Raw genomic sequence first — 13557 nt, 5'->3', positions numbered from 1 at the left:
GTGCTCGTGCTTGAGCGAGCCGGCCCCGGTCATGCGTTGTGAACTGATTGCCGACAATCCCGACTTCCGCCCGCTGGCCAGCATCGCTGGCCTGCGGGTGGATCTGCGCTATGCCAGTGCCGACAATTTCGTCGGCCGCGACCTCTATGGCCAGCTGAACTGCCACTGGCTGCACCGTGACGCCGCTGCCGGCCTGGAGCGTGCCATTGCCTGGCTGGGCAACCACGCGCCGGCCGGCACCGCGCTGCTGGTGCTGGATGCGCTGCGGCCGCACCGCGTGCAGGTGGAGCTGTGGGATTTTCTGGACGGCACGGACCTGCGCCAGTACCTGGCCGATCCGGCGCGCGGCTCCATCCATTCCTACGGCATGGCGGTGGACGTGACGCTGCTGGATGCGCAGGGCCAGGAGCTGGACATGGGCACCGGCTTTGACGACCTGAGCGACCGCTCCCACCCCAAGTACGAGGCACGCTTCCTGGCCGAGGGCAGCATCACCCCCGCCCAGGTGGCCAACCGGCAAGTCTTGCGCGACGCCATGGCGCAGGCCGGCTTCCACGGCATTTCCACCGAGTGGTGGCACTTTGATTTTGGCGACCGCGACAGGGTGCGGGCGAATTACGTGCGGGTGGAGTGAGGCCTGTCGGGCACCGGACGGCCCTGCGCGGACTGCAGCCAGCGGCGCTTGCTGGCGCCCTGGATCACCAGCTGACTCAACGCCAGGCCCGCCACATGCGCCGGGTCAATGTGGTTGATGCCATGCGTACTGGCGACGGGCGTCAGACTTGAGCCGCTGAGCAGGCGCAGATGGGCCGGCACCGGTCCGAACAGTGCCACCCCGGGCCGCTGCAGCGCCAGGGCCAGATGCATAGGCCCCCCGTCGGCGCCGACGAAGGCATCGCAGGACGCGATGACCTGCGCCAACTCGCCCAATGAGGGGCAGCTCAAATGCAGCTCGCAGTACGGCAGCAGCCCGGCCTGGGCCAGCGTGGCAAAGTCTTCATGCGCGTTGCCGTTGCCCAGCAGGATGAAGCGGGGCAGCGGCCACTGCGCCGGCCAGTTGCCCAGCAGATGCCGCAACACCGATGGCCAGTGGGCATAGCGGCGCCGGGCGTCGCGCGCGCCCAGCGCGATCGCGATGCGCGCGCAGGCCTGTTCCTGAAGCGGGATGCCTTGCGGCGCGATGCCATGCAGCCGCGGCGGCTGCAGCAGCGGGTCGGCCTGGCCCAGCAGCTGCGCCAGGCGTTGGTGGGCAAAGACCACGCGGTGGAACATTTCACCGTGCAGGTAGCCCAGCATGCTGGCAAACGGCGCCCGTGGAGCCAGCTGGTGTTTCAGGCGCAGCGATGCCGCATGCAGGTCCTGAAGGATGACGAAGTCGTAGCTTGGGTCCACGTCGTCCGTGTGGTGCACGCGGTGAAAGCGCGGGTCAGCTTCAAACAGCCCGGCGAGCTGGGGTGCGATGTGCAGGTCCACGGCCATCGTGTCGGGGAACAGGTGGCGCGCGGACAAGTCCATCACCGCATCGCCCAGCGTGGTCCAGGTGTAGATCCAGAGCAGCTTGGTAGCGGTTGTGGGGATCTGCAGGCGCAGATGGCGGGCATGGCCGGACAGGTGCAGCCAGGCATGGCGCTTCCAGATGCGCCAGCCCAGCTTGTGCTGCGCGTTGGGCGACAGTCCTGACAACTCCTCACCCAGTTGATGCGGGATGTCGGCGGCAAAGGGCAGGTTGAAGCCCTGGGCGGCCCAGCGCGCCAGGCCAGATGCCGGCTGGGTGGCTGCGCCAATGAGGGGGCCGGGGGTTGCGGTTTCGAGCATGCCGACCAGTGTCACTACCCAATTCGGAGCCAGCTTGAAACCTGGTTGATGCCGGCGTAAACCTCGTAAGCGATTGTTTCTGAATAAAAAAACCCCCTGGGTTGCCCCAGGGGGTAGCTTGGAGAGTCCTTGGTGGGTGCGGGCCGCTGGCCCGCCCGGTTCAGAAGAACTTGTAGTTGGCCGTCAGCTGCAACGAGCGCAGGCGCGGGTCAGCGACGCGCGGCTCCCAGTCGCTGCCGGCGCCGGTGTTGCCGTCGTAGGCGGCGGAGAACGGCGGGATGCGGTCAAACAGGTTCTTGATCGCGCCCGTCAGCGTCAGGTTCTTGATGCCGTTGTAGCTCACACTGAGGTTGTAGACCGCGTAGGCATCCACCATCGGGTTGTAGTTGCTCGGCACAATGCTGCCGTTGGCCACGCCGGGCAGCTGGGCATCCTTGTAGCTGCTGCGGTACAGCTGCTGCAATGTGGTGGTCCAGTTGCCAGTCGTGTAGCTGCCCACCAGCGAGTGCTTCCAACGCAGGTACAGGTCGCCAGAGCGTGTGAACGCGCTGATTTCGCTCGGGCCCCAGTTGGAATTGGCCAGCAGCTTGGTCTTGCGCTCGAACAGGTAGGTACCGTTCATGTTCAGGCGCCAGGAGCCGTCCATCATGCGGCCATTGGCGCCGGCCGTGATGTCCACGCCCTTGGTGCTGCTTTGGCCGGAATTGACCCAGCGCTGGTCGATGGCAACGATGTTGCCGGCCGCATTGCGCAGGAAGTTGTTGGTGAACAGGCCGTAGTTGTTGACCAGGTCAGACAGCGCCGGCAGCACGATGTTGTTCTCGCGGCGGATGCTCCAGAAGTCCATGCCGAAGTTGGTGTTGGCACTGGGTTCCCACACAAAGCCCACGCCGGCCACTTTGCCCTTTTCGGGGCCCAGGTCGGCGCGGCCGCCGGTTAGGATGTCGGGGGTGATGGATTCGCAACCGGGAACGGCGGGGTCCACTTTCAGCGACGCGCACTTGCCCGGGTCGGCCAGGTCCTTGGCCGAGTAAGGCGAGATCGTCACGCCGTTGAACAGCTGGTTGAAGCTGGGCACGTGGAAGGTGGTGGAGTAGTTACCACGCAGCAGGAAGTTGTCCGCCGGCTTGAACTTCACCGACACCATGGGGTTGTTGCTGCTGCCAAAGCCGGTGTAGCTGTCGTGGCGGACGGCGAAGTTGGCTTCCAGTTGCTTGGTGATGGGCAGCAGGATTTCGGCGTAGACGGCGCGCACGTCGCGCGTCACCGTGTCCAGCGTGTTGACGCTGTCGAATGGCGCGTTGAAGATGGCCTGCTGCGTGGCCAGGTCGGTGGCATTGCCGTTGAACTTGTACTTCTCGTTGCGCACCTCTGCGCCGAAGGCGGCCATGGCGTCTCCGCCACCCATCTTGAACAGCGGGCCGCTGAAGGTGGCGTCAAACTGGTTCAGCGTGGTCTTGCCGCCATACAGCGTCACGCCGTTGGCCGACACGCCTTTCAATGCGTCCATCGCGGCCTGGGTTTGCGTCAGGCTGAAGGGATTCAGCACGCCGCTGTTGAGCAGCGCGGCAAACGGCTTGCCGTAGAAGTAACCGTTGCCCAGCAGCGAGGAGCGGTCGTCGGTGGCGGTGGACCAGCCAGCCTTGTACTCCCAGCCGCCGCCGACCGGACCTTCGGCCGTCAGCGCGAAGCGCTGGTCGTCAGCCTTGGTGTCCAGCTCGCGCGAACCGCAAGGCAGGCAGCGCCAGCGGTAGGCCAGCGGTGCGCCGCGGTTGGCTTCCAGCTGCGGGAAGGTTTTGACCAGCTGGTTGAAGATGTCGTTGTAGGCCGGGCCGGTGCTGGGATAGGCCAGGTTGTAGAAGAAGCTGGCGGTGGAGGTGCTGGTGGAGATCTGGTTGGCCGAGAAGGTCTTGGCGGAGTCCACGCGCGAGCCGAAGTACTCAGCCGTCAACTGGTGCTGGCCAATGCGGAAGGCGCCACGCACCAGCAGGTCGTTGGTGTCCACAGGTTGCTGCAGCACGGCAGCGCGGCCGGTGTCCCAGGCGCAGCCGTACTTGGCGCTGGGGGTGGCCCACAGCACCGCGTCATAGGCGTCCATGCCGTCTATGGTTTTGCAACCGGCGCCGCCCGGCAGGTTCAGCACGTTGATGCCGGTGTAGGTCTGGGTACCGCCGCCAGGCAGCGTCGGGCCGGTGTTGCGGCCGGTGGTGGTCAGGTTGTCCTTGGACAGCGCGGTGTACAGCGTGCTCAGGTTGAACAGCGTGGCAATCGGCGTGCCGCGGGTGTCCACCGACAAGCCGCGGGTGGGCTGGAAGGTGTTGACGAAGTCGCGCTGGTCACCGCGCAGCGCCTGGGCGCCCTTGTGGGTGAAGGCGAACATCACGTTGTACTTGTCGGTGTCCAGGTTGCCGGTGCCGCCAGTGACGCTGATGCGGTTGATGTTGCCGCCCTTGTGCTGGGTGGCGTCGGTGAAGGCTTCGACCTCCAGGCCGTTGTAGTCGCTGCGGGTGATGAAGTTGATCACGCCGCCCACCGCATCGGCACCGTACACGGCGGAGCCGCCAGCGTACAGGATTTCAACGCTCTTGATGGCCGAGAAGGGGATGATGTTCAGGTCGACCACGCCGCCGTTCAGGCCGGAGGCTGCCACGCGGCGGCCATTCAGCAGCACCAGCGTGCTGCCGGAGCCCTGGCCACGCAGGTTGGCGCCGGTGGAACCGTTGTTGCCGCGCTGTGCGCCGGACACCACGTCGGCATTGCTGGCCAGGTTGTCCAGGCCGTTGCCGTTGGTGTTGATGACGCTGATCAGCTGCTCGGCAGAGGTGATGCCTTGGCGCACTAGGTCTTGCCGTGTGATGACTTGCACCGGCAGGGCGCCTTCGCCCGCCACACGCTTGATGCTGGAACCGGTGATTTCCACGCGTTCCAGATTGGGTGCCGGTGCCGTCTGGGCCAGGGCCATGCCGGTGGCGCCCATGAGTGCGATGCACTGTGCGATTTTGTTGAGTTTCACTGTGTTGCTCTTTCAGAGTGTTTGGCCAATCCCCACGCCCGGTCGCTTGTTTGCCGGAACTTGCTGCAGCAAAACCTTTATTGGAGGGGGCTGGTTTTGTCAGCAGATATCGAAAGACTAAGGCGGGCCCCCTATGCGGGATAGTGACATTTTGTTTCAAATGTATAACCATGCGGAATGTAAATGCCATGAAGCTGTCGCCGGCCTGTGGCTAAGCATGGCCAGTGTGGTGCGCGCGCGCCTTCGGCGTGCCTGAAGCGGGTGCCAAGCCGGTGTGGGTTTGAGCCTGCAAGCTATCTAAACAGTAGCATGCATGTCAATAATCCAGGGGTTTCTGGCCCCTTGCTGGCGCAGCAAGCGGTGTCGCGCACCGCTTCGGGGAATCGTCGTGACAGGCGGGCGCGCGGCAAAACCACTGGCGGATTTGTTACGCTTGCGGTGACAACAATTCGTACCGGCTTGTCGGCATTTCGCCACATGCCCGGGCGGTGGGCGCGCTTTGCCGTCAGGGCGCCAGGTTGAAGGCGGTCGGCGCGCTTTGCTGGCCAAAGCGGTCCACCGCGCGCACCACCACAGCATCCGTCTTGCCCAGCTGGGCGTCGGACTCCAGGCTGACCGCGGTTTCCCCCTTGCCGGCGGCCTGCACCGAGAAGCGCCATTGGCCGCCCTGGCGGCGCCAGATGGCGTAACTGCTGAGTTGCTCACCGCGCGGCGGATGCTGCACCACCAACACCGGGCGCTGTGCGCCCTGGTTCAGCAGCACGCCTTTGACCAGGCCCGGCGCGGCCGGCGCCGGCCGGTCCGCCAGCCAGGGCGTGGCCGGCACCAGCGCGGCCTGGGCATAGGGGCCTTGGGCCAGCTGGTCGGCGATGCCCTTGCGGTTTTGCGACAGCGCCGCCATGCTGAAATGGATCTGCCCGCTAGCGGCTGGCCGGGTGCGCGCCAGTGCGACCTGGCGCAGCACCTCGTCGGGCTGCCAGGAGCGGGCGCTGTCGTCGATGCGGCTGGTGAACAGGCCGGGCCAGATGTGGCGTTGCTTGGTGTTCTCGCGCACCCAGGTGTCCAGCAGCACGGCGAATGACTGCGCGGCCTGGTCCACCGGCCAGTAGAGCTGCGGCGCGAGGTAGTCCATCCAGCCCTTGTTCAGCCACAGTTCGACGTCGGCGTACAGCTTGTCGTACTGGCTGAAACCGGCAATGCCGGGTGCGCGCCGGTCCGGCCGGCCCAGGCCGAAGGGGCTGACGCCGAACTTCACCCACTTCTTGTCGCGGTGCGCCAGCGCATACATCTGCTGCACCAGTGCATCCACCTGCTGGCGCCGCCAGTCGGCGCGGCTGGCGCTGCCGCCCTGGGCCAGGTAGCGCTGCCAGGCCGGCTCGTCGGGGAAGTCCACCTCGGGCAGTGGCGCAGCGGGCGTGCCGGGGGCTGGGGGCGCCGCGTTGGCGGCGGCCGGCGCGGTGACGGGGTAGGGGTAGAAGTAGTCGTCGATGTGCAGGCCGTCGACGTCGTAGCGGCGCAGCACATCGGCCACCACGTCCAGTGTCTGCTTCACGGCAGCGGGCTCGGCCGGGTCCATCCACAGCATGTCGCCGTAGGTCTTGACGATGCCGGGGTTGGCCTTGGCGATGTGGCTGTCGGCAATCGGCGACTTGGCGCTGCTGTGGCGGGCGCGGTAGGGGTTCAGCCAGGCGTGCAGCTCCAGGCCGCGTTTGTGGGCCTCGGTGATCCACAGCTGCAGCGGGTCGTAGGCCGGTTGTGGCGCCTGGCCTTGCGTGCCGCTGAGGTACTCGGTCCACGGTTCCAGCGCGGACGGGTAGATGGCGTCGGCCGACGGGCGCACCTGCAGGATGATGGCGTTGAGCCGCATGGCCTGGGCACGGTCCAGGATGGCCAGGATCTCGGCCTTTTGCTGCGCCACCGTCAGGCCCGGCTTGCTGGGCCAGTCGATGTTGGCCACGGTGGCCACCCAGGCGGCGCGGAACTCGTGCGGGTCGGCCGGCGGCGGGCTGCCGGTGAAGGGCAGCAGGCCCACAGGCATGGGGGCGGTGCCGGCGGGGGCTTGCGCGGTGGGCGCGGTGCCGCAGGCGGCCAGCAGCAGCGCCAGTGCGGTGGCGCCGGCCCAGGCGCCGTAACGTGACGACGGGCGCGACGTGGACAGTGTGCTCATACTTTGACAAACCATTTTTTGCGCCACATCAGCCAGGCGATGGCGAACATCAGCGCGTTGAACAAAAGGGCAAACAGCAGCGAGGCGTCCACTGGTGCCAGTGGCAGCGCCTGGATGGGCGCATACAGCACGGCCTTGAGCGACAGCAGCTTGCCGTCGGGCTGTACGAACTTGAAGAACCCCAGCAGCTTGGCGATGACGCCGGACAACGCGAACAGGAACAGCGCGTTCATGCCGTAGATGACAAACGGTTTGAACAGGCGGGCGGCACCGGCGCGCACAGCGGGCGCATCGGCCGCGTCCAGCAGCCAGTAGAAGGCCGAGAACACCAGCAGCCCCCAACCGGTCATGAACACGCTGTACGAGGGCGTCCACAGGCTCTTGTTGATGGGCATCAGCAGGCTGTCCAGCACCTCGCCCACCCACAGGCAGGCCAGGCCGGCCAGCAGCAGCCACACCGTTTGCGACGCGCGGTTGGCGGCACCGGCCATCAGCCAACGGCCGGTCAGCACGCCGGCCAGCAGGCTGCCTATGGCTGGCAGTGTGCTGACCAGGCCTTCCGGGTCCCAGGTCTTGGACTGCACCCACAGGTGGCCGCTGAGCAGCCAGCGGTCGACAAAGGCGCCGACGTCGCGCCCAGGCTCCAGCACACCGGCGGCCAGCACGCCCTGCGCATCCGGCACCGGCACGCACAGCATCAGCACGCTGTACAGCGCGAACAGCGCCACGATGGCGGCGGCCTGCTGGCGCCAGTTGCACCAGATGGCAAGGGGTGCGGCCAGCGCCGTGCACACCGCAATGCGCTGCAACACGCCGGGAATGCGCACGGTGGCGAAGTTGAAGTACGGGAACAGGTTGAGCGCGAAGCCGATCAGGAACACCCACAGCGCGCGCACCGCCAACTTGCGCAGCAGCCGGCCCTTGTCCGCGCCCTGGCCCAGCAGCCGGTCCAGTGACAGCGCCATGGAGATGCCGCTGATGAACAGGAAGAAGGGGAAGATCCAGTCGGTGAACGTCCAGCCGTTCCACTTGGCGTGCTCCAGCTGGGGGTACAGGTGGCCCCAGTCGCCGGGGTTGTTCACCAGCATCATGGCGGCGATGGTGAAGCCGCGAAAGGCGTCCAGCGAACTCAGGCGCTGGGGGGTGTTGTTGTTGTTCATGCGACAGCCGACGATCAGTTGAGGACAGAGCTACGCTTCGCTTGGGTCTGTCCCGCAAGGTCTCACGACAGCGCCTGGCGCACGCTGCCCTGGCTGGCGGCCAGCAGTTGTTGCGCCTGCTCCACGCTGACGTCCTTCGCGATGGCCACGATGGCCACCTTGACCTGGTAGCCGCAGGCTTCCAGCGTCTGGCGCGCCACCGCCTCGCTGGCGCCGGTGGCATGCACGGTGAGGTTGATGCAGCGCTTGAACAACTTGGCGTTCGTGGGTTTCAGGTCCACCATCAGGTTGCCGTAGACCTTGTTCAGCTTCACCATCAGGCTGCTGGAGAAGGTGTTCAGCGCGATCTTCTGCGAGGTGCCTGCCTTCAGCCGCGTGCTGCCCGAGATCACCTCGGTGCCGGTGTCCAGTGTGATGCCGTGGTCGGCCTGCAGCGTCACCGGTGCCTGTGGGTTGTTGGCAAAGCCCACGGTCAGCGAGCCGGCCAGTCGGGCCTCGTGCAGCGCGCCCATCACATACGGCGTGGCGCCGGAAGCGGCCAGCAGCAGCACCACGTCCAGCGCGCCGGGCTTCAGCGCGGCGATGTCGGCGCCACCCTGCTCGCGGTTGTCTTCGGCGCCTTCCACCGCCTCGAACATGGCCTGGCGGCCGCCGGCCAGCAGCGCCAGCGCGCGCTCCTTGGGCCAGGAGAAGGTGGGGTACAGCTCGACGCTGTCGAGCAGGCCCAGGCGGCCGGAGGTGCCGGCGCCGACGTAGATCAGGCGGCCGCCGCGCGCGATCAGCGGCGCGGCAGCGGCCACGGCGGCGGCAAGCTGCGCGCTGGCGGCCTGCACGGCCTGCACGGCGTGGAGTTGGTCGTCAATGAAGGCCTGGACCAGTTGGTCCGCCGGGTACTCGTCCAACCGGGTGTGTTGGGCACTGGGGGTTTCCGTATTCAGCATGGTGCAGCAGTATGCGTCCAGATCCGGGGCACAGCTTACCCGATGGGCGCCGCTGGGCCGCTGGGCGATGAAAGCTTGAGCGCAGACCATAACCCCCTGGAATGCGCCTGAGTGGGCCCCGTCTGGCCGCACCACGAGAAGCCCGGTCGGGGACGCCGGTTATCCCCTATAAACAGGCCATGCAGTCATACGCAGCGCAAGTAGAGCAGCGAACATCCCCCGGCAAGGGCGTGTGGTGGTGGCTACCGACGCTGTATTTCGCCCAGGGCATGCCGTACGAGGCGGTGATGACGTTGTCGGTGGTGTTCTACAAGAACATGGGTGTGTCCAACATCGACATCGCGCTGTACACCAGCTGGCTGTACCTGCCCTTCGTCATCAAGCCGCTGTGGTCGCCGCTGGTGGACATGTTCGGCACCAAACGCCTGTGGGTGCTGGTGCTGGAGGCGCTGCTGGCCGCCGCCTTTGCGGTGCTGGCGCTGGCCATTCCCATGCCAGGCTATTTCCAGCTCACCCTGGCGGTGTTCTGGCTGCTGGCCTTTGCCGCCGCCACGCACGACATCGCCAGCGATGGCTTTTACATGCTGCCGCTGACCCAGCACGAGCAGGCCGCCTTCGTCGGCGTGCGCAGCCTGTTCTTCCGCATGGCCAAGCTCACCGCGCAAGGCGGCTTGGTGTTCCTGGCCGGCAAGCTGATGGAAGCCAGTGGCAAGGTGCAGCTGGCCTGGTCCACGGTGTTCTTCGTGCTGGCGGGCATGTTCACGCTGCTGTTCGCCTACCACCGCTGGGCCATGCCGCGCCCGGCCTCGGACCGCGCGGTGCCGCGCCAGGGCAGCCTGGTGGGGGGCTTTGTGGCGGTGTTCACCAAGTTCCTGGCGCGCAAGCACATCGGCCTGCTGCTGGCCTTTTTGCTGTGCTACCGCTTTGGCGAGTCGCAGCTGGTGAAGATGGCGCCGCCCTTCCTGCTGGACAGCCTGGACAAAGGCGGCCTGGGCCTGTCCACCGCCAATGTGGGGTTGATCTATGGCACGCTGGGCATGGTCTCGCTGACCGTGGGCGGCCTGCTGAGCAGCTGGCTGGTGGCGCGCGATGGCCTGAAGCGTTGGCTGTGGCCGATGGCGCTGGCCATCAACGTGCCGCACCTGGCCTACGTGTGGCTGGCCGTGGCCCAGCCCACCGACCTGCTGCTGGTGGCCCTCGCCGTGGCGGTGGAGCAGGTGGGCTATGGCTTTGGTTTCACCGCCTACATCCTGTTCATGATCATGAACTCCGACGGCGAACACAAGACCGCCAACTACGCCATCTGCGCCGGCTTCATGGCCATGGGCATGATGCTGCCGGGCATGTTCAGCGGCTGGATACAGGCGCAGCTGGGTTACGCCAATTTCTTCATCTGGGTCTGCGTGGCAGCCATCCCCTGTTTCCTGGCCACCTGGTGCATCAAGGTGGACGACAACTTCGGCAAGGAGGGGCGATGACGACTGGCGCGCACGCCTGGGGCAGTGCTGGCCTCGCGACCCGGTGGCGTGGGGGTGATACCTATAATCACCGCCACCCCCGGCACAGCGGCAGCGCACTGAGCGATGGCCCGCTGATGGGCCATGGGGCTGCCCTGAAAGAATCCATGCGTGTTGTCCTGATCCTGGCCGCTTGCGCCCTTGCCGGTTGCATGCAGTTGCCGCAGGCGCCGCAAACCACGCAGACCGGCAAGCCCACCCCACGCACGGTGCCCGAGCTGCTGGCGCTGAAGACCGCCGACTTCCAGTCACCCCAGAACGCCGCCGCCGGCGAGCAAGCGTTGCGCGAGGCGCAACTGCAGGCTGCGCGCGCCACGCTGGCCTTGCCGCCCGGTCCGGAGCTGGACGCGAGGCTGCCGGCCGCGCTGGAGGCGGTGGCCCTGTTCAACACGGAAAAGCCCAAGGCGCGCGAGCAACTGATGGCGGCGCTGCCTGCGCTGGCCCAAAAGCCGCCGGCCTACCAGCGCTCGGTACTGAGCTTTGCCCACACGCTGTTCTGGAATGATGCCGCGCCGCTGATCAAACCCTTGCTGCCAGCCTTGACCACGCCGCGCGAATTTGCCATTGCGGCGTACACGGTGCTGCGCGCTGAACCGCAGGTGGAGATGCGCCAGGCGTTGCGTGACCAATTGTTGAAGAGCTTTCCCGACTGGCAAATGGAACCGCGCCTGCGCGCGTTGGAGCGGCGCTTGTGGGTGGGTGTCGCCGGCGATTTGGCGCAGCGTCCACCGCTGGTGGATTTGCTCGCCGCGCCGCTGCGCCCCGGCTACCCCGTGGTGTACAGCTTCCAGCGCGCCAACCGCGAGCGCACCGGCCTGGCCCTGGTGCGCGGTGCCGATGGCCGATTTGTGCGCAACGCCGATGGCAGCTACTTCAGCATCGCCCAGCTGGCGCTGGCGCGCACCAACCTGCCCGGCACCATCACCAACGGCAACACGCCGCAGGGCCTGTTCGCGGTGCGTGGCACCGGCACCGCGCAGACCAACCCGTGGATTGGCCCCACGCCTTACCTGGAGTCGCTGCTGCCGCGCGAGGGCTCGGTGGCCGAATTCGAGCATGCCGATGTGGCTGGCGAATGGAGCGACGAGCGCTATGCCGCTTTCCTGCCGGCGTCGTGGCGCGGCTATTTTCCGATCTGGGAGACGTATCTGGCCGGCCAGGCCGGGCGCGACGAGATCCTGCTGCACGGCAATGCCATCAACCCGGCCTACTACCAGGGTGAGCTCTTCTATCCGGCACCGCCGCAGGCCGGCTGCATGATCGCGATGGAATACTGGTCCAAAGACGATGGCAGCCTGCTGTACAGCGACCAACTGGCGCTGCTGAAGGCTTTTGCGTCGACCGGCCGGGACCAGGGCTATGTGCTGGTGGTGGAGCTGGATGATCAGCAACGCCCGGTGGTCATGGCCGACGTGGTGGACGCGGTGCGCGCGGCGGAGCGCAAGGTGGCGCCGTGATGACAACCCCGCTCGCCACCCTGTCACGCCGACTGCTGGTGATGGCGCTGTCGCTGGCCTGCGCCGTTGCCATGGCCCAACCCACCCCCACCAGCCTGCGCCTGCTGGACACCGAATTGCAAGCGGTGCTGGGCGACCCGGCCCAGCCGCTGGCCAGCCTGGCGGCGTTGGCGATACGTGACGGCCAGGTGGTTTATCAAGGCCAGTTCGGCTGGCGCGTGATCGACAACGCGAACCCCGTCAACAACCAGCCGGTGACGCCGGCCACGTTGTTCAAGGTGGCGTCCATCTCGAAGGTCGTGACGGCCATGGGCGCGATGCGGCTGGTGGAGCAGGGCAAGCTGGATCTGGACGCCGACATCAGCCGTTACCTGGGCTTCCGCTTACGCAACCCGCATTTCCCCGAAGTGGCCATCACCACCCGCATGCTGTTGTCGCACACCTCGTCGCTGCGCGATGGCGGTGGCTACACCTTCGCGCTGGGCCCCAGCCTGCAAAGCATCCTGGACCCGGCCGGTGCCAGCTACGGCAGCGGCAAGCAATGGGCCGCGCCCAGCCCGGATGGCGAGCGCGCCCCCGGCAAGTATTTCGAGTACGTGAACCTGAACTGGGGCGTGCTGGGCACGGTGATGGAAGCCGCCAGCGGCCAGCGCTTTGACCGGTACATGAAGGCCGCCGTGCTGGCGCCACTGGGCATTGCCGGCCACTACAACGCCGAGGAACTGACGCCGCAGGAAGTGGCCAACGTGGCCGTGCTGTACCGCAAGCGCAGCGGCGAGACCGACTGGAACCCCCAAGGCCCGTGGGTGGCGCAGGTGGACGACTACCGGGGCAAGGTGCCGGCGCCGCGCGCCGGGCTGGCGAATTACGTGCCCGGCACCAACGCAATACCGTTCAGCCCGCAAAGTGGCCTGCGCATCAGCGCCGCCGGCCTGGGGCGCATCATGCTGTTGCTGCTGAACGAGGGGCAGCTCGACGGCGTGCGGCTGCTGCAAGCCGACACCGTGCGCGCCATGCTGCGCGACCAGTGGCGCGTCACGCCTGACCGCCGCAATGGCGACGGCTGGGCGGGCATGTTCAACGCATGGGGCCTGGGGCTACAGCACTTCATGGATCAGGGCGCGCCCGGGCGTGGCGATCGTCTGGTGGCGCAAGGCGGGCTGACCGGCTACGGCCACATCGGCATCGCCTACGGACTGAATGCGGCGTTTGTGTTTGATCCGCAGCGGCGCCTGGGTTTGATGTACATCATCGGTGGCGTGGGCACCGACCCCGATAAGCTGCAAGGCCGCTATTCCAGTTTCAAGCCTTGGGAAGAAAAGGTGCTGGACGCGTTGTACCGTCGTGCGATACAGGGCGACACCGCGCCCCTCGCCCCTTGAACCGATTGATTGGCCACGCATGACATCCACCACCTCCTCTTCTGACCTCGCGGCCGCCGCCCGTCCGGCGCCGCGCGGGCTGTGGTGGTGGATTCCATCGCTGTA

Annotated in this window: 9 protein-coding genes; 4 read left to right on the top strand and 5 right to left on the bottom strand. The window is 66.7% G+C overall.

The window, feature by feature from the left end; genetic code table 11:
* Positions 1 to 31: 31 nt before the first annotated feature.
* Positions 32 to 634 (top strand): M15 family metallopeptidase, encoded by a 603-nt coding sequence (locus AC1DX2_RS24775; RefSeq protein ID WP_477199111.1) that lies wholly within the window; start codon positions 32 to 34, stop codon positions 632 to 634.
* Here the strand turns inward: AC1DX2_RS24775 and AC1DX2_RS24770 are convergent.
* From AC1DX2_RS24770 to AC1DX2_RS24750, 5 genes are all read right to left on the bottom strand, one after another.
* Positions 616 to 1815 (bottom strand): glycosyltransferase family 9 protein, encoded by a 1200-nt coding sequence (locus AC1DX2_RS24770; protein ID WP_477199110.1) that lies wholly within the window; start codon positions 1813 to 1815, stop codon positions 616 to 618. The genes AC1DX2_RS24775 and AC1DX2_RS24770 overlap by 19 nt on opposite strands.
* 160 nt (positions 1816 to 1975) lie before the next feature.
* A complete protein-coding gene (locus tag AC1DX2_RS24765) occupies positions 1976 to 4828 on the bottom strand; it encodes a TonB-dependent receptor domain-containing protein (RefSeq protein ID WP_477199109.1) in 2853 nt (950 codons plus the stop codon).
* A 505-nt stretch (positions 4829 to 5333) separates the two neighbouring features.
* Complete coding sequence (locus AC1DX2_RS24760; protein WP_477199108.1) at positions 5334 to 6995, bottom strand: glycoside hydrolase family 10-like protein; 1662 nt, start codon at positions 6993 to 6995, stop codon at positions 5334 to 5336.
* The gene (locus AC1DX2_RS24755) at positions 6992 to 8155 is read right to left on the bottom strand and encodes an acyltransferase family protein (RefSeq protein WP_477199107.1); all 1164 of its coding nucleotides are present in this window, start codon (positions 8153 to 8155) and stop codon (positions 6992 to 6994) included. The genes AC1DX2_RS24760 and AC1DX2_RS24755 overlap by 4 nt, the downstream gene beginning before the upstream one ends.
* Positions 8156 to 8217: 62 nt before the next feature.
* Complete coding sequence (locus AC1DX2_RS24750; RefSeq protein WP_477199106.1) at positions 8218 to 9096, bottom strand: N-acetylmuramic acid 6-phosphate etherase; 879 nt, start codon at positions 9094 to 9096, stop codon at positions 8218 to 8220.
* A 179-nt stretch (positions 9097 to 9275) separates the two neighbouring features.
* On the opposite strand from AC1DX2_RS24750, the gene AC1DX2_RS24745 reads away from it, so the two are divergent.
* From AC1DX2_RS24745 to AC1DX2_RS24735, 3 genes are all read left to right on the top strand, one after another.
* Positions 9276 to 10574, top strand: a complete 1299-nt coding sequence (locus AC1DX2_RS24745) for an MFS transporter (protein ID WP_477199105.1) — start codon at positions 9276 to 9278, stop codon at positions 10572 to 10574.
* A 146-nt stretch (positions 10575 to 10720) separates the two neighbouring features.
* The gene (locus AC1DX2_RS24740) at positions 10721 to 12070 is read left to right on the top strand and encodes a hypothetical protein (protein ID WP_477199104.1); all 1350 of its coding nucleotides are present in this window, start codon (positions 10721 to 10723) and stop codon (positions 12068 to 12070) included.
* Entirely contained in the window at positions 12070 to 13452 is a 1383-nt protein-coding gene (locus AC1DX2_RS24735; protein ID WP_477199103.1) for a serine hydrolase domain-containing protein, read from the top strand. Before AC1DX2_RS24740 ends, AC1DX2_RS24735 begins: the two co-directional genes overlap by 1 nt.
* The last annotated feature ends 105 nt before the right edge of the window (positions 13453 to 13557 follow it).

It is taken from the genome of Hylemonella sp. P2_B10 (assembly GCF_056404875.1).
This window is presented reverse-complemented; position numbering and strand designations above follow the sequence as displayed.

Bases quoted from the DNA above. Each gene is read 5' to 3' on its own strand.
- AC1DX2_RS24745 (WP_477199105.1), top strand. From the start codon at position 9,276: ATGCAGTCATACGCAGCGCAAGTAGAGCAGCGAACATCCCCCGGCAAG.
- AC1DX2_RS24760 (WP_477199108.1), bottom strand. From the start codon at position 6,995: ATGAGCACACTGTCCACGTCGCGCCCGTCGTCACGTTACGGCGCCTGG.
- AC1DX2_RS24770 (WP_477199110.1), bottom strand. From the start codon at position 1,815: ATGCTCGAAACCGCAACCCCCGGCCCCCTCATTGGCGCAGCCACCCAG.
- AC1DX2_RS24750 (WP_477199106.1), bottom strand. From the start codon at position 9,096: ATGCTGAATACGGAAACCCCCAGTGCCCAACACACCCGGTTGGACGAG.
- AC1DX2_RS24735 (WP_477199103.1), top strand. From the start codon at position 12,070: ATGACAACCCCGCTCGCCACCCTGTCACGCCGACTGCTGGTGATGGCG.
- AC1DX2_RS24755 (WP_477199107.1), bottom strand. From the start codon at position 8,155: ATGAACAACAACAACACCCCCCAGCGCCTGAGTTCGCTGGACGCCTTT.
- AC1DX2_RS24740 (WP_477199104.1), top strand. From the start codon at position 10,721: ATGCGTGTTGTCCTGATCCTGGCCGCTTGCGCCCTTGCCGGTTGCATG.
- AC1DX2_RS24775 (WP_477199111.1), top strand. From the start codon at position 32: ATGCGTTGTGAACTGATTGCCGACAATCCCGACTTCCGCCCGCTGGCC.